Below are 21,917 nucleotides of genomic sequence, written 5' to 3'. Positions count from 1 at the left end.
GTCGTACTAGACGATGCGCGGCCGCTTCGGCGCCGCGCATCGTTGGTTCTGGCCACGCGGTAGCGAACGCAACAAACGGCCGTGATGTTTTTGTCGGTCAGGGCGCGCTTTGTGGGCCCTGATTAACACTACCGGGACAATAATATGCAAGACGATAAGTCGACGGCGTCTACACGTAACGCCGAGCTTGAGGAACTGGCCGCCAACGAGACCGGAGCCCGCAAGCCTGTCGGACCGGTTGGCAAGTTGTTGCTGAGTGTGGCGGCGATCTGGTCGTTGTTCCAGCTCTGGATCGCTTCGCCCTTACCCTTCGTATTCGGCTTTGGGGTGTTCAGTGCCACGGAGGCACGTTCCATCCATCTGGCCTTTGCCATCTTCCTGGCGTTCATGTCCTACCCGGCCTTCAAGCGCTCACCGCGTGGCAGAGTGCCGTTATTGGACTGGGGATTGGCCTTGGTGGGCACCTTCGCGGCGTCCTACATGTATTTCTTTTACGAGCAGCTTTCACAGCGCCCCGGCGCGCCGATTTTGCAGGACGTCATCATCGGTGTGATCGGTCTGGTGCTGTTGCTCGAGGCCACGCGGCGCGCGTTAGGGCCACCGTTGATGATCGTGGCGATGGTGTTCATCGTCTATTCCTTGGCCGGCCCTTACATGCCGGGGATGCTGGCGCATCGCGGGGTGAGTCTCTATGGTCTGGTCAATCATCAGTGGTTGACGTCGCAAGGCGTGTTCGGCATCGCCTTGGGGGTATCGACCAGCTTCGTGTTCCTGTTCGTCTTGTTCGGTGCCTTGCTGGATAAGGCGGGAGCCGGCAATTATTTCATCAAGATGGCGTTTTCGATGCTGGGCCACTATCGCGGCGGTCCGGCCAAGGCGGCGGTCGTCGCCTCGGGCATGACCGGCATTATCTCGGGCTCCTCGATTGCCAATACCGTGACCACCGGTACTTTTACCATTCCCATGATGAAGCGTGTCGGCTTCAGCTCCACCAAGGCCGGTGCGGTCGAGGTGTCCTCATCGGTCAACGGGCAGATCATGCCGCCGGTGATGGGGGCTGCAGCGTTCTTGATGGTCGAGTATGTGGGCATTTCCTATGTCGAGGTCATCAAGCATGCCTTCCTGCCGGCGCTGATCTCCTATATCGCATTGATCTATATCGTTCACCTCGAGGCGCTCAAGGCCAATATGCGCGGGCTTGAAAGCAGCAATCCCGTGCGCCCGTGGCTACAGAAAATAGTCGGCTTCTTGACCGGGCTGGTTGGACTCATGGCCTTGGCGCTGATCGTGTATTACGGCTTGGGGTGGCTCAAACCGGTGCTGGGTGAGGCCATGCCATGGGTAGCCGCCGTGGGGCTGGCAGTGATCTACGTGGCGCTGCTCAAGCTGGGGTCGCGCTATCCCGAACTCGAGAAGGACGATGCGAGTACCGACATCACGGTATTGCCGCAAACGCGGCCCACGGTGATGGTGGGGCTCTATTTCCTGCTGCCCGTCGTGGTGCTGGTGTGGTGCCTGATGGTAGAGCGCTTGTCGCCAGGGCTTTCGGCCTTCTGGGCCACCGTGCTGATGATCGCCATCATCTTGACCCAGCGCCCGCTGGAGGCGTTCTTCCGCGGTCGCGGCGAACTGGGTCGTGAAGTGAAGCGTGGCTTCATCGATCTCTGGGCAGGCTTGATCGACGGCGCGCGCAACATGATCGGTATCGGCATCGCCACGGCGGCGGCGGGGATCATTGTCGGCGCCGTCTCCCAGACCGGGGTGGGTCTGGTGTTGGCCGGGTTGGTCGAGACACTGTCGATGGGCAACCTGTTGCTGATGCTCATGCTGACGGCGGTACTGAGCCTGATTCTGGGCATGGGCCTGCCGACCACGGCTAACTATATCGTGGTGTCCGCGCTGCTGGCGCCGGTCATCGTCCAGTTGGGTGAGCAGAATGGCTTGATCGTACCGTTGATCGCGGTGCATCTGTTCGTCTTCTATTTCGGCATCATGGCCGATGTGACGCCCCCGGTAGGGTTGGCCTCCTTCGCTGCTGCAGCGATTTCCGGGGCCGATCCCATTCGCACTGGTTTCCAGGCGTTTTATTACAGCTTGCGCACGGCGGCGCTACCATTCCTGTTCATCTTCAATACCGACCTGCTGTTGATCGATGTGAACTGGTGGCACGGGATACTGATCTTCGTGGTGGCGACGGGGGCGATGCTGATCTTCGCCGCCGCCACGCAGGGCTACATGGTGGTGAGAAGCCGCTGGTACGAGAGTCTGTTGCTGCTGCTGGTGGCTTTCACGCTATTCCGGCCCGGGTTCTGGATGGACATGATTCACGATCCGTATCGTGACATCCCGCCCGCGCAGTTCGAACAAGCGTTGGGCGCCATCGACGACGACAGCAATCTGCGTGTTCGTGTCGATGGTCTCGATGCTTATGGGTCACCGACCAGCTTCGTGATGCTGGTGCCGGCCCCGGACGGCGATACTGGTGCCGAGCGCATGCAGAACCTGGGGCTGACCCTGATGCAGGAGGACGGCAAGACGCTGGTCGACATGACCGATTTCGATAGCCAGGCAGAAGAATTGGGCTTCGATTTCGATCAAGAGATCGTGTCGATCCGTGCGCCCGTCGAACGCTGGCCGAAGGAATGGATGTGGATACCGGGACTGGCGGTATTCGCACTCGTCGTCTGGCTGCAACGCCGCAGGCGGCCGACACCGAGCCGGCACGCCGACGCCACGACGTAAACGGCCTCATCGTGTCGGTACGTGGTGCAACAAAATGCGCCCGCTTCGCAAGAGGCGGGCGCTTTTGATGACGGCCGTTGCCTGCATTGGCTATGCCATCGCCTCGGAGTGAGCACCCGGAAGGGTCAATGGCGTGTCACTATCGAGGCGGCAGTCAGTATTTTTTGCGACAATGCTCAAAAATACCCTCACAATTTCTCAGACTCCCAATGAGGCTGCCATGGCGACGCTGTCCGCGATTCATCTTTATCCCATCAAATCCACTGCGGGACGCATGCAAGAATCGGCATGGGTCGGTATGGAAGGGATAGTAGGCGATCGGCGTTTCATGGTTGCCAAGCCCGATGGCACTTTTCTGACGGCCCGCACGCATCCTCAACTACAGCGCGTAACCGCGACGTTCGACGGTCAGGCGTTGAGCCTGTCGCATCCCGAATTGCCGGCGCTGGAACTGGCGGTGGGCGCCTTCGATCTGACGACCTTCGCCACCACGGTATGGGCCGACGACTTCGATGCCTGGACCACGCATGCGCGCCTCGACGCCTGGTTCAGCGAAGCGGCGGGAGAGCCCGCACGATTGTTGTGGCTGGGCGATCAGTCCCCGCGCTATCGGCGCTCCATCGAACAACGCGTCAGCTTTGCCGACGGCTATCCGCTGTTATTGATCTCCGAGGCCTCGTTGGCCGATCTCAACACGCGTACTGCTGAGCAGCATCGCATGGCGCAGTTTCGCCCCAATCTGGTAATCGCCGGTACCTCGGCGTATGCCGAGGATGAGTGGCGACGCATCCGCCTGGGCGAGGTCGTGTTCCGCGTCGACAAGCCTTGCGCTCGCTGCGCGATGGTCAGCGTCGATCCCGCCACGGGCACGTTCAAGGAGGGCCGTGAACCCCTGCGTACGCTCGCCGGTTACCGGCGCGGCGAGGGCGGCAAGGTGTATTTCGGACAGAACCTGATTGCCGAAAACGAAGGCTGTGTCACGCGTCATGATCGTCTCGAGGTACTGGAGTGACGAAGATGGATCAGCCAGGTTACTCGGCGACTGCGCATGGCATGCAAGTGCCCTTTTGCAGTGGTAGGGTCATTGATGGCGGTATGATGTTTTTGCTCGCACTCGGATGGGAACGGCTAATCATGGGGGGCTTGATGACGCTGAGGCAATGCCTCGGGCGCCGAGGCATGATGGGCGGACTGGGCTTCTTTTTGCTCATGATCGGCGCTTCGGCGGTACATGCTCACCCATTGCCGGCTCCCGAAGGAGACGTCATGTTGACCGTGGAAGGGGATATCTCGCGTACCAATGGTGATGGTGTGGCACGCTTCGACCGCGCCATGCTTCAGGAATTGCCGCAGAGCACCATCGTCACGCATACCCCCTGGACCGAGGGCGTGTCGCGCTTCGAAGGCCCTTTGCTGGGCGCGATCTATGAGGCGGTCGGCGCTCACGGCGATTCGCTGCACGTCGTCGCGTTGAATGATTTCGCTGCCGACGTACCGCTGGCCGAGGCAGAGCAGTATGACGTGATTTTGGCCATGCAGCGCGACGGCGAGCCGATGCCGGTGCGTGAGTACGGCCCGCTGTTCGTGCTCTATCCTTTCGATGATCATTCCGAACTGCAGACTGAAGAAGTGCGCTTCCGCTCGGTCTGGCAGGTCACGCACATTGTCGTGGAATGATGATGGCCTGGCGTTCCCGCATCCACCTCGTGTCGCGCTTGCCGCTACGGCTCAAGCTTGGGGCCTGTGCGGCGACCCTGTTTTTCGTCGCCGCTTTGGTGGTGGTCAGCTTGATCATCTGGCGACAGGAAGTCCTGGCCAAGAGCGTTGCCGGCGACGCCGCCTGGGCGGCCTACAAGCTGGACCGGGAAACCATCCAGATGCGCAATGCCGTCTTGCAGGCCGAACAGAATCCGAGCGAATTCGATGACGTGCGCATGCGCTTCGAGCTGCTGTATAGCCGTATCAATCTGCTGCGCGAGGGTGAAATCGCCGCGCTATTCCAGTCGCTGCCCGAGGCGCGAGCATTGCTACCGGAGATCCTGTCGCGTAGCGATGCACTTGATGCCGCCCTTTCGCGTATGTCCACAGCATCGCCCGATCTGAGCTCTCTGGAAGAGCGCCTGAAAACGTTGAGCGGCCTCAGCGAGCGCCTCGTCGTGTCGGTCAACGCCTATCTCGCCGAATCCAAGACGCGTGAGCGCGAGGTGCAATTGGCGCTGTATGCGGCCTTGCTGGCGTTGATCCTGTTGATGTGCGGCGCCACCGTGCTGGTGATCCGCTTCCTGTTCCAGGAAGCGGGAGAGAATATTGCGGCGCGACGGGCATTGGAGCATCTGAGCCAGGAGCTTCAGGAGACCGCGCGTCATGCCGAGTCTGCGAACCAGGCCAAGTCGGACTTCCTGGCTACCGTCAGCCATGAGATACGCACGCCGCTCAACGGTGTGCTGGGCATGACGGAGCTGCTGAGCGAGCGCGAGCTGGATGAGACCTCGGATCAATATGTCGAAACCATCCACGATAGCGGTTCACAGCTGCTGGCGTTGATCAGCGATCTGCTGGATTTTTCCAAGATCGAAGCCGGGCATCTGGATATCGAGCACGAGACGTTTTCGCTCTCCGAGTTGGTTGCGTCCTTGATGCGGCTGCTGGAGCCGCGCGCCACGCATGTCGAGTTTGCGAGTGTCGTCTCGCCTGCGGTCCCCGAACGCCTGGTAGGCGATGTGGGACGCTTGCGTCAGATATTGCTCAACTTGCTCTCCAACGCGCTCAAGTTTACGCGGCAAGGCAATGTGACGTTGATCGTCAAGCCCATGCGCGGCGATTGGATACATTTCGAGGTAAGCGACACCGGTTGCGGCATCCACGATGTGGATCGCGAACGCTTGTTCCAGCCCTTTTACCAGGGGGGCGCCACGCAGGGCGGGACCGGCCTGGGCCTGGCGATCAGCAAGCGACTGGTGGAAGCTATGCAGGGACGTATCGGCGTCTCGAGTCCGGTCGATGAGGGCAGCCGCTTCTGGTTCGAGCTGCCATTGCCGCGTGACGGCGAGAATGGGGAAACATACATTCCGTCAGGAGAAACTTGGAACGCGACGGCGGCACGTACCGCGCCGCTGCTGGTGATCGAGGATAATCCCGTCAATCGCCAGGTGGCCGTGGCCATGCTCGAGCGTCTCGGGCATACGGTGAGTGTCGCCGAGAGTGGCGAGGCTGCCTTGGCGCTGACCGAGCACACGCCGTTCGCCTTGATTTTCCTGGATATTCGCATGCCCTCGCTCGATGGGCCGGAGACGGCGCGGCGAATTCTCGCTCAGCACGGCCCCAACCAGGCCACTCCATTGGTCGCGATGACCGCGAGTGTCACCACTCAGGAGCACCAACGGGCCCTGGCCTCCGGCATGGCGGAGGTGTTGACGAAGCCCATACGCCAGCAGGTGCTGGTCGATATTCTGGTGCGTTTCGGCGTACGCGATCCGCAAGAAGCGATCACGCCTGACCATAACCGGCCCTCTGCTGTGGCTGAGTCGGCGGATACGCGACCGGCGCTTCTCGATCGCCAGGAATTTGCGACGCTCGGTGAGACGTTGGGCGCAGCGCAACGCAGTGCGTTGGTGGCCGCCTGGCAGTATCAGTCGCGGGTGTTGGAGGCGGCACTCGAGGCGGCCATCGCCGACGCGGACATGACACGTACGGCCGAGCTGGCACATCGCCTCAAGGGTGAATCGTCGTCACTGGCCTTGATGCGCCTGGTGCGCGACAGCGACTGCCTGGAGCGCGCGGCACGCCAGGCAGATTCGGAGGAAGCTGGCCGCCAATGGACCATGCTGCGTCCCATCATCACCTCGTCGCGGCAAGCGCTGCGCATGGCCAACGATATGCCTGCTTGAAGGGCACTTCTCATCAGGAGACATCGCGATGCACAAGAAACGCTGGATCGGCGGGGGCGTTCTGCTGCTATTGCTGGGAGTCGGCTGGTGCGCCGCGCAGGCATGGTCGAGTCATGTCGGCGAACAGGCGCTGGAGCGTCTGACCGCACAGTTGGACGCTCGCGAGGGCTGGCAGGCCTCGCGGCATGAGGTCGAACAAGAGTGGTGGCATTCCTCAGGCGTTCTGCGTCTGGAAACCGTTGCGCCGGAAGGCAGCCCGCTGCGCGTGATGCTTCCTTATGGTGTCCGCCACGGCGTACTGAGCAGCCATCTCGATGGCGAGGCGGTTGTCACCTATGCAGGGGAGACGCTGTTGGCGGCGGAGGCGGCCCCGACATGGCAGGCCACCTACCGGACCTTATCGGGCGATATGCAAGGGCGTCTGGAATGGCCGGCGTTCACCTCACGTGCTGTGCTGCGGGAGGGAGCGTCGCTGGAAGTCGGCGCCGGCGAGCTGGCATTGCGTGGGCAAGCCGGGGACGTGCGTTACCACTTGCGTTCGGCGCCGTGGCGCGTCTCGCTGGGCGAGACATCGCTCGGACTCGGGGCGCTCGACGTCGAGGGTCGCCATCGGGGTGATGAGCGAACTTTTCATCACAGTATGGATCTCTCTCTGGCGTCGCTGACCTGGCAGGGTGGCGCGCCGTTTTCGCTGAATGCATTGGACTACGAGGCCGATATGCGTCTCGGTGATGACACCTTCGGCTATCACGGCGAAGGCGATGTGGCGGATATCGCCGTAGCGGGGCAGTCGGTGGCCTCGGGGCGCATGTCGCTGGGGCTGGAGCGCGTCGATGCCGATGCCCTGCGTGCGCTGTTCGAACGCATGTACGCGGATGGTGCTGGCGCCGCCACCGGCCATGATGCGGCTTCCATCGACGTGTCGTCGCGGTGGGCGCGGCTGACCCCGTTGGTGGTGGATATGCTGCACGATTCACCGCGACTCACGCTGGAAACCTTGCAAGTGACCAGCGAGGCCTTCGGCGTCGATAGTCGCGCCTTCGGAGAGTTGACGCTCGACGGTGACGATGCGGCCTCGCTGGCAGCCACGCCGGTGACGTTCCCCGATTTCTGGCGCCGCCTCCAGCAGCGTCTCGATGGCCATGTCACGCTTGTCGATGCGCCGGCGCTTTTGGCCTTGCATCTGGGTCTTCCGCCGGAGACGCCGCGTCTGGTGTTTCGCGTCGATGCCGGCCAGTGGCGCGTCAACGAGCGAGCGCTGCGCTGGTAAGCATTATCCCGCGTAGGCTTGAAGTTCGCCGGTGACGCCCGCATTCCTCTTGGCAAACGGGCCATTTGCCCGACGACTCTCAAGGTGAATGATGAGCGAACGCGATCAGGATCAATCCCGGGACTTTTATGCCGAGCTCGAAGAGGCTCGGCAAGACGCCGAAGAGCAAAATTCCCCGACGCAGGACGACCAGGAGTCGACCTCCCAAGGTCGCGCGATGGTGCCGACTCAGGCCTATCTGCCTGAGCGGCTCTACCTGCTGCCGATTCACAACCGGCCGTTTTTTCCCGCGCAGGTGCAGCCGCTGGTCATCCACCGCGAACGCTGGGAAGACACCATGGAGCGGGTCGGCAACACGCCGCACCAAAGCGTCGGGGTGGCGTTCGTCGGCGATTCCGGCGTCGATGAGCTAGGGCCTGGTGACTTCCCGGAGATCGGCACGGCGGTAAAGGTCCATCGCTCGCAGACCGAAGAGCAGCAGATCCAGTTCATCGCCCAAGGGGTGCGGCGTTTTCGCATCGTCCGCTGGTTGTCGAAGACACCGCCGTACCTGGTCGAGGTCACCTATCCCAAGGAACCCATCGAGGCCAGCGACGAGGAAGCGCGGGCCTACGCTATGGCGATGATCAACGGCATCAAGGAATTGCTGCCGATCAATCCGCTGTACGGCGAGGAGCTCAAGCATTATCTCAATCGCTTCAGCCCCCATGAGCCCGGGCCGCTGACCGATTTCGCTGCGGCCATCACCTCGGCCAAGGGGCCCGAGCTTCAGGAAGTACTCGAGACGCTGCCGGTGATGGCGCGCATGCAGAAAGTACTGCCGCTGCTACGCAAGGAAATCGAGGTAGCGCAGCTCCAAAGCGAGATCAGCGAGCAGGTCAACGCGCAGATGCAGGACCGCCAGCGCGAGTTCTTCCTGCGCGAACAGCTCAAGGTCATCCAGCGCGAACTGGGTATCTCCAAGGACGATCGCGAGAACGATGTCGATACGTTCCGCGAACGCCTCGAGAACCTGGAAGTGCCCGAGCGCGTCATGGAACGCATCGAGGACGAGCTGGGCAAGTTGTCGGTACTCGAAACCGGCTCTCCGGAATACGGTACTACCCGCAACTACCTGGATTGGTTGACCTCCCTGCCGTGGGGGATCACCTCCGAGGACCAACTCGATCTACCTCGGGCACGCAAGATTCTCGATCGCGACCATGACGGTCTGACGGACGTCAAGGAGCGTATCGTCGAGTTTCTCGCCGAAGGCACCTTCAAGGGCGATGTCGGCGGTTCCATCCTGCTGCTGGTCGGCCCGCCAGGGGTCGGCAAGACGTCGGTGGGACGCTCCATCGCCGAAGCGCTGGGCCGCGAGTTCTATCGCTTCTCGGTGGGTGGCATGCGCGACGAGGCCGAAATCAAGGGTCACCGGCGCACCTATATCGGGGCGATGCCGGGCAAGCTGGTGCAGGCGCTCAAGGAAGTCGAGGTCGAAAATCCGGTGATCATGCTCGACGAGGTCGACAAGATGGGCCAGTCGTTCCAGGGTGACCCGGCCTCGGCGCTGCTTGAAGTGCTCGACCCCGAGCAGAACGTCGACTTCCTCGATCATTATCTTGACGTGCGCATGGACCTTTCCAAGGTGTTGTTCGTATGCACCGCCAACACCCTGGATTCGCTACCGCCGGCCTTGCTCGACCGCATGGAACAGATTCGCTTGTCGGGCTACATCGCCGAGGAAAAGATGGCCATCGCCAAGCACCATCTGTGGCCCAAATTGCTCGAGCGCGACCGCATTCCCAAGAAGCGCATCAACCTCACCGATGCCGCGCTCCGGCGTGTGATCGAAGGCTATGCCCGGGAAGCAGGGGTGCGGCAGTTGGAAAAGCAACTGCATCGCATCGTGCGCAAGGCGGCGGTGACGATGCTCGAGAACGAGCAGGATACGGTCAAGATCTCGGTCAACAACCTCGAGGAGTTTCTCGGCGCGCCGACATTCCGCAAGGAAAAGGTGCTCAAGGGCGTCGGCGTGGTCACCGGGCTGGCCTGGACCTCGATGGGCGGCGCGACACTGCCGGTCGAGGCGGCGCGCGTGCACGCGAAGTCGCGCGGCTTCAAGCTCACCGGCCAGTTGGGCGATGTGATGCAGGAGTCGGCGAATATCGCCTATAGCTACACAGTGGCGCATCTCAAGGAATTCGGCGCCGATCCGACCTTCTTCGACGAGGCACATGTACACATGCACGTGCCCGAGGGTGCCACGCCCAAGGATGGTCCTTCGGCCGGCGTGACGATGACCACGGCACTGCTGTCGCTGGCCAAGCAGCAGCCCCTCGACCGGCCCCTGGCGATGACCGGAGAGCTGACGCTGAGCGGTCAGGTACTGCCAGTGGGCGGTATTCGCGAGAAGGTGATCGCCGCGCGGCGCAGCGATATCTTCGAGCTGATTCTGCCCGAGCCCAACCGTCGCGATTACGAGGAACTGCCCGATTACCTCAAGAAGGGAGTGACCGTGCACTTTGCCAATCGCTACCGGGACGTGGCCAAGGTGGTCTTCGGCTAGCCGTTTAGTACCGGCTCGAAGGGCCGTGTTGACGTGCTCACTATTGGGCGCGATCGGATGTCCGATCGCGCCCAACGTCGTTACAATGGGTGATCCCTTTCTGCGCGGGGCGTGGCGAGTCGCTTTATCTAGGTCGTTTCACTAGAAGAGCCGCTTCACAAGAGCCGCCTTATCAAGAAATACGAGGCCCGCGCATTGTCATCTGACCGTGACACCGACGTTTAGCCGTTCGTTTTATCGCTGCATCTCTTCAGCCGGCATGCGTCGCCCATGATTCGCCCTCGGGCCTACCAGACGAAACAGGAGCACTTGATGAGCCAGGATTTTCCGGAGAACACCGATCACCGTCGCCGCCATTCCGCCAATGTGGTCGACGGCCCGGGCAAGGCGGCCAGCCGCGCGATGCTGCGTGCGGTGGGCTTCACCGACGAAGACTTCAAGAAGCCGCAGGTTGGCATCGCCTCGACCTGGAGCCGGGTCACCCCGTGCAACAGTCATATCAACGTGCTCGCGGATGCCGCCAGTGAGGGCGCCGATGCCGCCGGAGGCAAGGGCGTGGTGTTCAACACCATCACCATCTCCGATGGCATCGCCAACGGCACCGAGGGCATGAAGTATTCGATGGCCTCGCGCGAGATCATCGCCGATTCCATCGAGGCCGTCTCCGGCTGCGAGGGCTTCGATGGCGTGGTCGCCATCGGCGGCTGCGACAAGAACATGCCGGGCTGCATGATCGGCCTGGCGCGCCTCAATCGCCCCGGCATCTTCGTCTACGGTGGCACTATCCAGCCAGGCAAGGGGCATACCGATATCGTCTCGGTGTTCGAGGCGATGGGCGCCTATTCTCAGGGCAACAAGTCGCTGATCGAGGTCAAGCAGATCGAGGAAACGGCGATCCCCGGGCCGGGTTCCTGCGGCGGCATGTACACCGCCAACACCATGGCGTCGGCAATCGAGGCGCTGGGCATGAGTCTGCCCAACTCCTCGGCCCAGGAAGCGGTCTCGCAGACCAAGAACGACGACTGCCGCGCCGCCGGCGAAGCCGTGCTCAAGCTGCTCGAGCTGGACCTCAAGCCTTCTGACATCATGACGCGTCAGGCGTTCGAGAACGCTATCACCGTGGTCATCGCCCTGGGTGGCTCCACCAATGCTGTGCTGCACCTGCTGGCCATGGCCAACACCGTCGGCGTGGAACTCTCGCTCGATGATTTCACGCGGATCGGCAAGCGCGTGCCGGTGCTCGCCGACGTGCGTCCCAGCGGCCACTACATGATGAGCGAGCTGGTGGCGATCGGCGGTATTCAGCCGATGATGAAGATCCTGCTCGACGCGGGCTTGCTGCACGGCGACTGCATCACCGTGACCGGTAAGACGCTGGCCGAAAACCTGGCCGATGTGACCCCGTATCCGCTCGATCAAGCGATCATCAAGCCGCTGGACAAGCCGGTCAAAACCTCCACCCACCTGCGTGTGCTCTACGGCAATCTGGCACCGGAAGGTGCGGTGGCCAAGATCACCGGCAAGGAAGGCACGCGCTTTACCGGTCGCGCCCGGGTCTTCAACTCAGAGGAAGAAGCGCAGGCACGGATCAACGATCTCACCGTCGTCGCCGGCGACGTCGTCGTCATTCGCTATGAAGGGCCCAAGGGTGGCCCAGGCATGCGTGAGATGCTGACGCCGACCTCGGCGATCATGGGACGTGGTCTGGGCGACAAGGTGGCATTGATCACCGACGGGCGTTTCTCCGGTGGTAGCCACGGTTTCGTGGTCGGTCATGTCACGCCGGAGGCTTTCGTCGGCGGTCCCATCGGCCTGATCGAAGATGGCGACGAGATCACCATCGATGCCGAGAACGACGTAATGACGCTGCATATTAGTGAAGACGAGATGAATCGGCGGCGCGCGGCCTGGCAGCGTCCGGCACCGCGTTATACCCGCGGCACCCTGGCCAAGTACGCCAAGACGGTAAGTTCCGCCTCCAAGGGGGCGGTCACCGACCTGCCAGAAGCGTTGGGCGACTGATACGGTGAATGCCTTGTGTCATCCAAGCGGCCCCACAGTGGGCCGCTTCTCGTGGCGGTCTCGTCAGGCTGCCTGCTGGTCGCGCATCCAGGCAATCAGGCCGCCGCTGAACAGGATCTCGACTTGGCGTGGGGTCAAGGCGTGTTCCAGCGTCAGCGTTCGGCCTTCGGCTTTTGCCGTCACGGGACCGCCCGCTTCCAGTGCTTCTTGCAGCTTGTCGAACGTGATTCGGGTATCGACGTCGAGCGCGTCGTAATCGTTGCCGTCGGCGAAGGTCAGCGGCAGCACGCCGAAGTTGATCAGGTTCTGGTGGTGGATACGGGCAAAGCTCTTGGCGATGACCAAACGCAGCCCTAGGTAGCGCGGGGCGATGGCGGCATGCTCACGGCTCGAGCCTTGGCCGTAATTCTCGCCGCCGATGACGATATGATCGCCCGTCTCGCGGGCGCGGTCGGCGTATCCGTCGATGACGCCACGGAAGGAGAACTCGGCGATCCTGGGGATGTTGGAGCGATAGGGTAGCACCTCGCCGCCGGCGGGCATGATCTCGTCGGTGGAGACATCGTCGCCGGCCTTGACCAGAATCGGCAGGTCCAGTTGTGTCTCGAGCGGCTCGAAATCCGGCAGCGACTCGATGTTCGGCCCCTTGATCAGGTGGATCTTGCGCGCCTTGGTGGCCTCCATCGGGGCGATCAGGGTGCGCGTGTTAATGATCGGATCGTCGGGCTCTTGCACCTGAGGGTAGGCCATGCCCAGCGTTCGGGGATCGGTGATCACACCCTTGAGCGCCGAGGCTGCGGCGGTTTCCGGGCTGCACAGGAAGACGCGGTCTTCGCGCGTGCCCGAGCGTCCGGGGAAGTTGCGCGGCACCGTGCGCAGGCTGTTGGTGTCGTTGGCCGGCGCTTGCCCCATGCCGATACAGCCATTGCAGCCGGCCTGATGCAGGCGGGCACCGGCGCCGAGCAAGCTGAGCAGATGGCCGTCGCGGGTCAGCGTTTCGAGAATCGAGCGCGAGGTGGGATTGATCTCCAGCGAGACGTTGTCGTCGATGGTCTGCTCCTTGAGCATGGCAGCGACGATGGCGAAATCGCGATAGCCGGGGTTGGCCGAGGAGCCGACATACGCCTGCGACAATGGCTCGCCGGCCACCTCGCGTACAGGCACGACATTACCGGGGCTCGAGGGTTTGGCAATCAGTGGCTCGAGCTGCGAGAGATCGATGGTCTCGTGGCGATCGTAGCCACAGCCGTCATCCGGCAGCAGTTCGTGCCAATCCTCGCTGCGCCCCTCGGCGGTGAGGAATGCCTTCACCGCCGCGTCGGAGGGGAACACGCTGGTGGTGGCGCCGAGTTCTGCGCCCATATTGGCGATGACATGTCGGTCCATCGCGGAAAGATGCGCAAGGCCGGGCCCGTAATATTCGATGATGCGCCCCACACCGCCACTGACGCCATGGCGGCGCAGCATCTCGAGAATCACGTCCTTGGCGCTGACCCAGTCGGGCAGGCGACCGTCGAGGCGCACGCCCCAGACCTCCGGCATGCGCGTATGAAAGGGTTCGCCGGCCATCGCCATGGCGACGTCGATGCCGCCAGCGCCGATCGCCAGCATGCCCAGCGAACCGGCAGCCGGGGTATGGCTATCGGACCCCAACAGGGTCTTGCCGGGCTTGCCGAAGCGTTGCTGGTGTGTGGGGTGGCTGACGCCATTGCCCGGACGTGAAAACCACACGCCTAGACGTTCCGCCGAGGTTTGCAGAAAACGATGGTCGTCCGGGTTCTTGTTGTCTTCCTGGATCAGGTTGTGGTCGACGTACTGAGCGGAGACTTCCGTCTTGACGCGGTCGAGCGCCATGGCTTCCAGCTCCAGCATCACCATGGTGCCGGTGGCATCCTGGGTGAGGGTCTGGTCGATTGTCAGGCCGATAGCTGCCCCCGGCGTCATGTCGCCGCTGACGAGGTGCGAGGCGATCAGTTTCTGGGTAACGTTACGGGGTGTCTGATTCATGCTTGGCTTCCGTGTTGGCGAAGTTTGCTTCCCTCAGTGTAGGACAGACATCGACTGCTTCACGGACTGCGCATGCTACCTTTGCCAGTGACGGGAAGGTCATCGCAAGACAAGGCCCACTCCAAAAGATTGGGGTGAGCCTCGAAATAGGCGGTACGTGGGTTCAGGCGGCAAGTTGCCAAGCCTGAGCGGCATCGTCCATCATTAGCCATTGCTCGATGATGTACCATCATGTGCCTGATAGCAGCTCGAGACTCTCTTCCGAACAACACATGATGTCTCCCCCTGTAGCGTGGCGGAATGAGTGAGCACCATCTTTCAGTATGGCGCGCGTAGGTCAAATCGCCGAGGTTTTGGTGACACTCTGTCACTGCGCTACCGGTGGGTATCAGCCCGTCGTCCCGGATATGATGTCAGGACCGACAGTGCAGGATCAGAAGGCGACCACGCATGACCGATAAAATCAATGTGGGACTGGTGGGTTACGGCTTCGCCAGCAAGACGTTTCATGCACCGCTGTTGATGGCGGATGACGGCATGACCTTGCGGGCGGTTTCCAGCAGCGATGCTGCCAAGGTGACGGCCGATTGGTTGCAGGTCGAGGTCGAAGCCAGTGCGGCCGCGCTCTTCGCGCGTGACGATCTCGATCTGGTAGTGATTCCCACCCCCAACGATACGCACTACGATCTGGCGAGTGCCGCTCTGGCCGCCGGTAAGCATGTGGTGATCGACAAGCCCTTCACGGTCACCCTCGAGGAAGCCGAATCACTGACCGAACAAGCCTCGCGGGCGGGCAAGCTGCTTTCCGTCTTCCACAATCGGCGCTGGGATGCGGATTTCCTGACCGTGCGGGATCTACTCGAGCGTGGCGATCTGGGACGCATCGCGTATTTCGAATCGCACTTCGACCGTTACCGTCCCGAGGTCAAGACGCGCTGGCGTGAGTCCAACGCCCCGGGTGGCGGGATCTGGTACGACCTGGGCCCGCATCTCATCGATCAGGCATTGGTGCTGTTCGGCATGCCCGAGGCGATATTCCTCGATCAGGCTTCTCAGCGTGATGGTGCGCAGGTCGACGATTATTTCCACGCCGTGCTCCGCTACGGTCAGCGGCGGGTCATCCTGCATGCTGGCAGCCTGATGGCGGCACCCGCGCCACGCTTCTCCGTGCATGGCACGCACGGTAGCTACGTCAAGCATGGGCTCGACCCACAAGAAGACATGCTCAAGCGCGGCGAGCGTTTACCCACGCCGGAGTGGGGCGAGGATCATCAGCATGGGCTGCATACCGTGGCCGATGTGCACGACGCCAGTGGGCGACCTGAGTTGCGCGAGGTGCCTACGCGGGCGGGTAATTATCCAGCCTATTATGCGGGTATTCGCGATGCGATACGCGGTCAGGGGGCGAACCCTGTGCCCGTGGAGGAAGCCTTGGCTGTGATGCGAGTGCTCGAAGCGGGACGCCGCAGTGCGCAAAACGGGAGCTTCGAGCAGCTTGTGGCGCATTGAGGCTTCACTGAAGGCTGCTGGAAGGCCCTCGAAAATCGCTGGATAGCCGGTTTCTTCTTGCATCATGCCAATACCTTGTCTAGGGTTTGTATAGGTCAAGCGATGGCCTCTTGCCACGCGACCCATGCACTTCACCTGAATGTGAAGGCGTAGAGGATTAAGGAGGATTCGCATGAAACAGCAACTTACCGCACTGACCTTCGCCGCGCTTCTGGCACTGCCCACGGCGGGTGCTTTCGCGCAAGACGATTCGGCGCAGGATGTCAGCAGTGAGACAGGTTCGGCCAATACCGAAGAAGGTTCGATGAAGGCCGAGGGTGGCACCGCCAGTGGTGAAACCGCAGGTCATGTCGACGGAGAAGACAGCATCCCCGGTGGTGATCAGGAAGGTCTGAGCACCGAAACCGGCTCTGCCAATACCGAGCAGGGTGATACCGCAGCTCAAGGTGGCACTGCCGCCGATCCCGATGCGGATGACGCTCCAGTACCGGAAAGCATGGATGATCCGGAAGACAATCATGGCGTCGATTCCGCGCAGGATGTCGATCCCGAAGAATGACCATTTGAAAGGCTCATGGAGCGAGCCGCTGTCACGCTAGGAAGCGATACGACGAGGCCCCGCCATGGCGGGGCCTCGTCGCGTTGGGGCGTGGCTCACCACCATGGTTCGCTGGTTTGCTCGTTGCGTAGACGATCGCGTGCGATGAACAGGGCGGCGATGGCGCGTCCTTCGTGGAAGTCCTCCCGCGCCAATAGGGAGGCGATGTCCTCAAGAGGATGACGCTCGACGATCAAGGGCTCGGGTTCATCGCCGGGTAAGCGTTTCTCGTACAGGTCGGTGGCGAGCATGACGTGAATGCGGTGGCTCATGTAGTTCGGCGCCAGGGAGAGCTCCACCAGTGGCTCGATGTGTTGCGCGCCCATGCCGCATTCTTCCATCAATTCGCGGTTGGCGGCACTGACGATGTCTTCGCCGGGGTCGACGAGCCCTTTGGGCAAGGTCAGGGCATAGTCATCGAAGCCTGCGGCATATTCATGAATCAGCAACACATGTTCCGGGTCCGGCATGGCGACGATCATCACGGCACCACCGCCATGGCCATTGCCGCTGCCCGTGAGGCGTTCGAAGGTACGTTCGGCGCCGTTGGCGAAGCGCAACTCGAGTTCTTCGATGGCAAAGAGGCGGCTGCGGGCGACTTCACGGCGGTTCAAGAGGCGTGGCTTGGGATGCCCTGTGCCGGTGTCGTCGGGCGGCGTGGAGCCAGCGTAGTGAGAAGAAAAGGCCATGGTGTCTCCGTGCGGGTAGCTGTCATGCAGCGTACAATAAGGTAACTCTAGATTCGATATCCACCCTGGCGGGAGCCCACCATGGTTGACTGGAATGCCATCGACACTGTGCTGCTCGACATGGATGGCACACTGCTGGATTTGCACTTCGACAGCCACTTCTGGCTGGAACACTTGCCGCAGCGCTACGTGGAACTGCATAAGCTGGATGCCCATCACGCCGATACGTTGCGTTCACGTATCATTGGCGAGCAGGGCACCCTCAATTGGTACAGCCTGGCTTATTGGAGTCGTGAGTTGGGCGTCGACGTGGTTGCGCTCAAGCGTGAGGTGCAGCATTTGATCGGCTTGCGCGGCGATGCCCTGGATTTCCTCAAGTGGCTCAAGGAAGCGCATCCGCGTGTCGTGCTGGCGACCAACGCCGATCGTGAAAGCCTGGCGCTCAAACTGCCGTTGACCGGGCTTGAAGGGTATCTCGATGCTATCGTCTCGTCGGCGGATGTAGGTGTCGCCAAGGAAGCACCGGAGTTCTGGTTCGCGCTGCAGGATATCGAATCCTTCGAACCCGCGCGTACCTTATTCATCGATGACAACCCTGCGGTGCTGGAAAGCGCGCGTGAATACGGCATTCGTTATCTGTTGGGTATCCAGCAGCCCGACAGCCAGCGTCCCGGGCGTGAGCTGGAAAACTTCATTGCCCTCGAGCGTTTTGCCACGCTCTTGCCGCAGGATATGCCGAGTTCATCACGGCGCTGATTACACCTAAGGGCGCCTTGAAAAGTCGCCCATCGGGGCCCACGTTAGACGATGCGCTCGTGGGGTGTCCCCGCATGTGGAGCAGGCGATTCAGGAAAAAACATGAGCGACACGATCCGTATCGACAAGTGGCTATGGGCGGCGCGCTTCTTCAAGACGCGTGGTCTGGCCAAGAAAGCCATTGAAGGGGGCAAGGTCCACTACAATGGTGGGCGGGTGAAGACCAGCAAGATGGTCGAGCTCGGCGCCTTGCTCAAGGTGCCGCAAGGCTGGGACACGCTCGAAGTCGAAGTGACGGGGCTCTCCGATCAACGTCGCGGCGCCGCCGAGGCCCGTGCGCTGTACCGCGAAACGGCGGCCAGCCAGGAGCGGCGTGAGCGCGAAGCCAAGAATCGGCGCCTGGCTAATCAAAGCATGCAAGGGCCACATGGTCGCCCCGACAAGAAGCAACGCCGCGCGATTCAGGACTTTCAGCGCCATGGCTTCGACGATTGAAGCCGACATGGCCTACTTTCGGCTTTCCCCAACCTGACGACGAAACATCATGACCGACCAGATCCAACGTTTCCTTTTCGACGATACCAACGTGCGCGGCGAAATCGTCGGCCTGCAGCAGGCCTACGCCGAGGTGCTCGACAAGCATGCCTATCCCCAGGCCGTGAGCCGCCAGCTCGGCGAGCTACTGAGTGCTGTGGCCCTGCTCACCGAGACGGTCAAGCTCGATGGCACCGTAAGCCTCGAGGTACGTGGCCAGGGCCCCGTACGTTTGCTGATGGCGGAGTCCAATCCCGGAGGCGACTTGCGGGCCATCGCACGTCTCGATGATGAAGCGGCGCTTCCCGAGGAAAACGCCTCGCTCACGGCCCTGGTCGGTGAGGCGCAGATCGTGATCACGCTCGACCCACGCGAGGGGCAGCGTTATCAGGGTATCGTCGCCGTGGAGGCCGATAGTCTGGCCGCCTGTCTGGAGGATTATTTCGCACGCTCCGAACAGTTGGCCACTCGCCTGTGGCTGGCGGCCGATGGAAGCCGTGCGGCGGGGATGCTTCTGCAGCAGTTGCCCGATGATAGCGCTCATCGCGACCCCGATGCCTGGGAGCGCACCGTGTATCTGGCCACCACGCTCAGCGATGCGGAATTGCTCGATCTCGAGCAACGCGAGCTGCTCCATCGCCTCTTTCACGAGGAACACGCCCGCGTCTTCGATCCCAAGACGCTACGCTTCGGCTGCACCTGTACGCGTGAGCGCATTGCCAATGCCTTGAATGGCTTGGGCGTCGAAGAATTGCGCAACATCGTGCGTGAACAAGGCGAAGTGGAAACGCAATGCCATTTCTGTCATACCCATTATCGCTTCAGTGCCGCCGACATCGAGGCCCTTATCGAATCGCCGGGTGCGGGATCCTCGACGCTGCATTGACCTGACGCGCGTCATGCCCAAGGGCGCGCAGTGTCATTACCGTGCTGGTGACGTTTTCCGCGTAGAGCCTTTTTGCCATAATGACGCCCCCTCAGTCTCGCCTTGGCCTCACAAGAGACAACCCATTGTCCGGGTGGTCCTGGCGAGTAAGCATCGGTTAACGAGAGAGAAACGCCCTCCGGGCCCAGGACACTATAATGACCATGACCCAAGCCGCCTCCCCGGCAACCAACGAGGCACGTCCCGTGCAGACCCATACCAATCTGAGCAGCGCCGCGTTGATCGAGCATGCCATCGCGCGCGGCGAAGGCCATCTTGCCGACAATGGTGCCTTCGTGACGAACACCGGACGGCGGACCGGCCGCTCACCCCAGGATCGGTTCATCGTCAAGGAACCCTCCACGGCCGACTTGATCGACTGGGGTAGCGTCAATCAGCCGTTCGACGCCGAGCGTTTCGATGCCTTATGGGAGCGCGTCGAAGACTATCTGGCCGAGGGCGACAACTTCGTTTCCGAACTGCATGTCGGCGCCGATCCCGAGTATTACCTGCCGATTCGCGTGACCACCGAAACCGCCTGGCACAACCTCTTCGGGCGGACCCTGTTCGTGCGTCCCGAAGGCTACAACCCCAAGAGCAAAAGCGAGTGGACGATCCTCAACGCGCCGCATTTCGAATGCGTGCCCGAGCGTGATGGCACGAATTCCGACGGTACGGTGATCCTCAACTTCGCCCGGCGCCGCGTGCTGATTGCCGGCATGCGCTACGCCGGCGAGATGAAGAAGGCCATGTTCTCGGTGCAAAACTTCCTGTTGCCCGAGAAAGACGTACTGCCCATGCACTGCAGCGCCAACGTGGGTGAGGATGGCGAGACCACGCTGTTCTTCGGTCTCTCGGGTACCGGCAAGACCACGCTCTCCGCCGACCCCGACCGCTACCTGATCGGCGACGACGAGCATGGCTGGGGTGAGGGCACCGTGTTCAATCTGGAAGGCGGCTGCTATGCCAAGTGCATCGACCTCTCGGAGAAGAATGAGCCGCTCATCTGGAAAGCCATTCGTTTCGGCACGGTGCTCGAGAACGTGGTCCTCGACGAGTACCGCCATCCCGATTATAGCGATGACGGCTTGACTCAGAACTCCCGCGCCGCCTATCCGCTCGAGCACATCGACAAGCGCGTGCCCGAGAACCTGGCTGGCGAGCCCAATGCGATCATCTTCCTGACCTGCGACATGAGCGGGGTGCTGCCGCCGGTCTCGCTGTTGTCCAAGGAAGCCGCGGCTTATCACTTCCTGTCTGGCTATACCGCCAAGGTCGGTTCCACCGAAATGGGAGCGTCCGAAGGGCTGGAGGCAACGTTCTCGACCTGCTTCGGCGCGCCGTTCTTCCCGCGTCCAGCGCGCGAGTATGCCGACCTGTTGATCAAGCGTGTCGAGGCCTTCGAGTCGCGCGTGTATCTGGTCAATACCGGCTGGACCGGTGGCGCCTATGGCGAGGGCGGTTCGCGCTTTTCCATTCCCACCACGCGCGCCATCATCGCGGCGATCCAGAATGGCGATCTCAAGGACGTCGAGACGCGTCACATCGAGGGCTTGAATCTGGACGTGCCGGTGGCCGTTCCGGGCGTCGATGCGATGCTGCTCGACCCGCGCCAGGCGTGGCCGGACAGCGCCGACTACGAGCGTCACATGAAGGCGTTGGCGGACAAATTCATCGCCAATTTCGCCAAGTTCGATGGCGTCGACGAGGACATCGTCGCTGCCGGTCCGTCGCTTTCCTGACGGCGCGAACCATTCAGCGGAATTCGCCTCTAACGGGGAAAGTCGACCATCGGCTCTCCCCGTTATGTCTTGCAAGGAGGGCACGTCATGCATCGCCGTCGTTTTCTAGGCTGGTTGGGTGCCGCGGGTTTGCTGGGCGCGGTGCCGAGTGTCGTCCTGGCACGCCCCAAGTTGTCACTGGAGCGGGGCGCGGACGTCGAGGTGCTCACGCTCGATGACGCCGAGTGGCGCGAGCGCCTCAGCGAGGAGCGCTATCGTATCCTGCGTGAGGCCGATACCGAGCCGGCCGGCAGCAGTCCGCTCGACCAGGAAACCCGCGCCGGTGAATACCGCTGCGCCGGTTGCGATTTGCCGTTGTTCTCGTCGCGCACCAAGTATGACTCCGGTACCGGCTGGCCGAGCTTCTACGATTACATCGAAGGCCACCTGCTGACCGAGCTGGATTTCGTGATGTTGATTCCGCGCACCGAGTATCACTGCGCGCGCTGTGGCGGCCATCAGGGCCACGTCTTCGAGGACGGCCCCGAGCCGACCGGCCTGCGCTGGTGCAACAACGGTCTGGCACTGCGCTTCGTGCCCGACGAGGCCTCCTGAAAAGGGCCATCGTCTGCGTCGCGTCGGCGGTTGTGATACCTTGTCGCGAACTTTCTGTCGCTGGATCGCCAGCCGCTGGAACTTCAAGGACATC

16 protein-coding genes are annotated in these 21,917 nt (G+C 62.0%); 14 read left to right on the top strand and 2 right to left on the bottom strand.

Annotated features, from left to right (window positions below; all coding sequences use genetic code 11):
- The first annotated feature begins 144 nt into the window (after window positions 1-144).
- From L1073_RS11900 to ilvD, 7 genes are all read left to right on the top strand, one after another.
- The gene (locus tag L1073_RS11900) at window positions 145-2,742 is read left to right on the top strand and encodes a TRAP transporter permease (RefSeq protein WP_246899541.1); all 2,598 of its coding nucleotides are present in this window, start codon (window positions 145-147) and stop codon (window positions 2,740-2,742) included.
- Window positions 2,743-2,962: 220 nt separating this feature from the next.
- The gene (locus L1073_RS11895) at window positions 2,963-3,754 is read left to right on the top strand and encodes an MOSC domain-containing protein (RefSeq protein ID WP_246899540.1); all 792 of its coding nucleotides are present in this window, start codon (window positions 2,963-2,965) and stop codon (window positions 3,752-3,754) included.
- Between the two features lie 254 nt (window positions 3,755-4,008).
- A complete protein-coding gene (locus tag L1073_RS11890; RefSeq protein WP_246899539.1) occupies window positions 4,009-4,419 on the top strand; it encodes a putative pterin-binding protein in 411 nt (136 codons plus the stop codon).
- Between the two features lie 2 nt (window positions 4,420-4,421).
- Entirely contained in the window at window positions 4,422-6,629 is a 2,208-nt protein-coding gene (locus L1073_RS11885) for an ATP-binding protein (protein WP_246899538.1), read from the top strand.
- A 28-nt stretch (window positions 6,630-6,657) separates the two neighbouring features.
- Entirely contained in the window at window positions 6,658-7,899 is a 1,242-nt protein-coding gene (locus tag L1073_RS11880; protein WP_246899536.1) for a DUF945 family protein, read from the top strand.
- Window positions 7,900-7,990: 91 nt separating this feature from the next.
- Entirely contained in the window at window positions 7,991-10,447 is a 2,457-nt protein-coding gene (gene lon, locus L1073_RS11875; protein WP_246899535.1) for an endopeptidase La, read from the top strand.
- 312 nt (window positions 10,448-10,759) lie between these two features.
- Window positions 10,760-12,469 (top strand): dihydroxy-acid dehydratase, encoded by a 1,710-nt coding sequence (gene ilvD / locus L1073_RS11870; protein ID WP_246899532.1) that lies wholly within the window; start codon window positions 10,760-10,762, stop codon window positions 12,467-12,469.
- Window positions 12,470-12,532: 63 nt separating this feature from the next.
- On the opposite strand, the gene L1073_RS11865 is transcribed toward ilvD, so the two are convergent.
- Complete coding sequence (locus L1073_RS11865; RefSeq protein WP_246899530.1) at window positions 12,533-14,476, bottom strand: aconitate hydratase; 1,944 nt, start codon at window positions 14,474-14,476, stop codon at window positions 12,533-12,535.
- 450 nt (window positions 14,477-14,926) lie between these two features.
- On the opposite strand from L1073_RS11865, the gene L1073_RS11860 reads away from it, so the two are divergent.
- Together L1073_RS11860 and L1073_RS11855 are read left to right on the top strand one after the other, a co-directional pair.
- A complete protein-coding gene (locus tag L1073_RS11860; RefSeq protein WP_246899528.1) occupies window positions 14,927-15,985 on the top strand; it encodes an oxidoreductase in 1,059 nt (352 codons plus the stop codon).
- Window positions 15,986-16,157: 172 nt separating this feature from the next.
- Window positions 16,158-16,544 carry a hypothetical protein gene (locus L1073_RS11855; protein WP_246899527.1) on the top strand — a complete coding sequence of 129 codons (387 nt, stop codon included), beginning with the start codon at window positions 16,158-16,160 and terminating at the stop codon, window positions 16,542-16,544.
- Between the two features lie 95 nt (window positions 16,545-16,639).
- Here L1073_RS11855 and nudE read toward each other — a convergent pair whose 3' ends face one another.
- Window positions 16,640-17,272 (bottom strand): ADP compounds hydrolase NudE, encoded by a 633-nt coding sequence (gene nudE / locus L1073_RS11850; protein WP_246899525.1) that lies wholly within the window; start codon window positions 17,270-17,272, stop codon window positions 16,640-16,642.
- 81 nt (window positions 17,273-17,353) lie between these two features.
- Here nudE and yrfG point away from each other — a divergent pair, with 81 nt between their 5' ends.
- The 5 genes from yrfG to msrB all read left to right on the top strand — a co-directional run bounded on the left by yrfG (window position 17,354) and on the right by msrB (window position 21,823).
- Window positions 17,354-18,028 carry a GMP/IMP nucleotidase gene (yrfG, locus tag L1073_RS11845; RefSeq protein WP_246899524.1) on the top strand — a complete coding sequence of 225 codons (675 nt, stop codon included), beginning with the start codon at window positions 17,354-17,356 and terminating at the stop codon, window positions 18,026-18,028.
- A 102-nt stretch (window positions 18,029-18,130) separates the two neighbouring features.
- Window positions 18,131-18,523 carry an RNA-binding S4 domain-containing protein gene (locus L1073_RS11840; protein ID WP_246899523.1) on the top strand — a complete coding sequence of 131 codons (393 nt, stop codon included), beginning with the start codon at window positions 18,131-18,133 and terminating at the stop codon, window positions 18,521-18,523.
- Window positions 18,524-18,572: 49 nt separating this feature from the next.
- Window positions 18,573-19,448 (top strand): Hsp33 family molecular chaperone HslO, encoded by an 876-nt coding sequence (gene hslO / locus L1073_RS11835; protein WP_246899521.1) that lies wholly within the window; start codon window positions 18,573-18,575, stop codon window positions 19,446-19,448.
- Window positions 19,449-19,645: 197 nt separating this feature from the next.
- Window positions 19,646-21,229 carry a phosphoenolpyruvate carboxykinase gene (locus L1073_RS11830; protein WP_246899520.1) on the top strand — a complete coding sequence of 528 codons (1,584 nt, stop codon included), beginning with the start codon at window positions 19,646-19,648 and terminating at the stop codon, window positions 21,227-21,229.
- An 87-nt stretch (window positions 21,230-21,316) separates the two neighbouring features.
- Entirely contained in the window at window positions 21,317-21,823 is a 507-nt protein-coding gene (gene msrB, locus L1073_RS11825) for a peptide-methionine (R)-S-oxide reductase MsrB (protein ID WP_246899519.1), read from the top strand.
- The last annotated feature ends 94 nt before the right edge of the window (window positions 21,824-21,917 follow it).

The sequence above is a fragment of the Chromohalobacter nigrandesensis genome (assembly GCF_023061285.1).
GTDB classification, from domain to species: Bacteria; Pseudomonadota; Gammaproteobacteria; order Pseudomonadales; family Halomonadaceae; genus Chromohalobacter; species Chromohalobacter nigrandesensis.
This window is presented reverse-complemented; position numbering and strand designations above follow the sequence as displayed.

Coding starts and splice junctions, on each gene's coding strand:
- L1073_RS11880 (WP_246899536.1), top strand. CDS start 6,658: ATGCACAAGAAACGCTGGATCGGCGGGGGCGTTCTGCTGCTATTGCTG.
- nudE (WP_246899525.1), bottom strand. CDS start 17,272: ATGGCCTTTTCTTCTCACTACGCTGGCTCCACGCCGCCCGACGACACC.
- L1073_RS11895 (WP_246899540.1), top strand. CDS start 2,963: ATGGCGACGCTGTCCGCGATTCATCTTTATCCCATCAAATCCACTGCG.
- L1073_RS11860 (WP_246899528.1), top strand. CDS start 14,927: ATGACCGATAAAATCAATGTGGGACTGGTGGGTTACGGCTTCGCCAGC.
- msrB (WP_246899519.1), top strand. CDS start 21,317: ATGCATCGCCGTCGTTTTCTAGGCTGGTTGGGTGCCGCGGGTTTGCTG.
- L1073_RS11830 (WP_246899520.1), top strand. CDS start 19,646: ATGACCATGACCCAAGCCGCCTCCCCGGCAACCAACGAGGCACGTCCC.
- lon (WP_246899535.1), top strand. CDS start 7,991: ATGAGCGAACGCGATCAGGATCAATCCCGGGACTTTTATGCCGAGCTC.
- ilvD (WP_246899532.1), top strand. CDS start 10,760: ATGAGCCAGGATTTTCCGGAGAACACCGATCACCGTCGCCGCCATTCC.
- L1073_RS11890 (WP_246899539.1), top strand. CDS start 4,009: ATGTTGACCGTGGAAGGGGATATCTCGCGTACCAATGGTGATGGTGTG.
- L1073_RS11840 (WP_246899523.1), top strand. CDS start 18,131: ATGAGCGACACGATCCGTATCGACAAGTGGCTATGGGCGGCGCGCTTC.
- L1073_RS11855 (WP_246899527.1), top strand. CDS start 16,158: ATGAAACAGCAACTTACCGCACTGACCTTCGCCGCGCTTCTGGCACTG.
- L1073_RS11885 (WP_246899538.1), top strand. CDS start 4,422: ATGGCCTGGCGTTCCCGCATCCACCTCGTGTCGCGCTTGCCGCTACGG.
- hslO (WP_246899521.1), top strand. CDS start 18,573: ATGACCGACCAGATCCAACGTTTCCTTTTCGACGATACCAACGTGCGC.
- L1073_RS11900 (WP_246899541.1), top strand. CDS start 145: ATGCAAGACGATAAGTCGACGGCGTCTACACGTAACGCCGAGCTTGAG.
- L1073_RS11865 (WP_246899530.1), bottom strand. CDS start 14,476: ATGAATCAGACACCCCGTAACGTTACCCAGAAACTGATCGCCTCGCAC.
- yrfG (WP_246899524.1), top strand. CDS start 17,354: ATGGTTGACTGGAATGCCATCGACACTGTGCTGCTCGACATGGATGGC.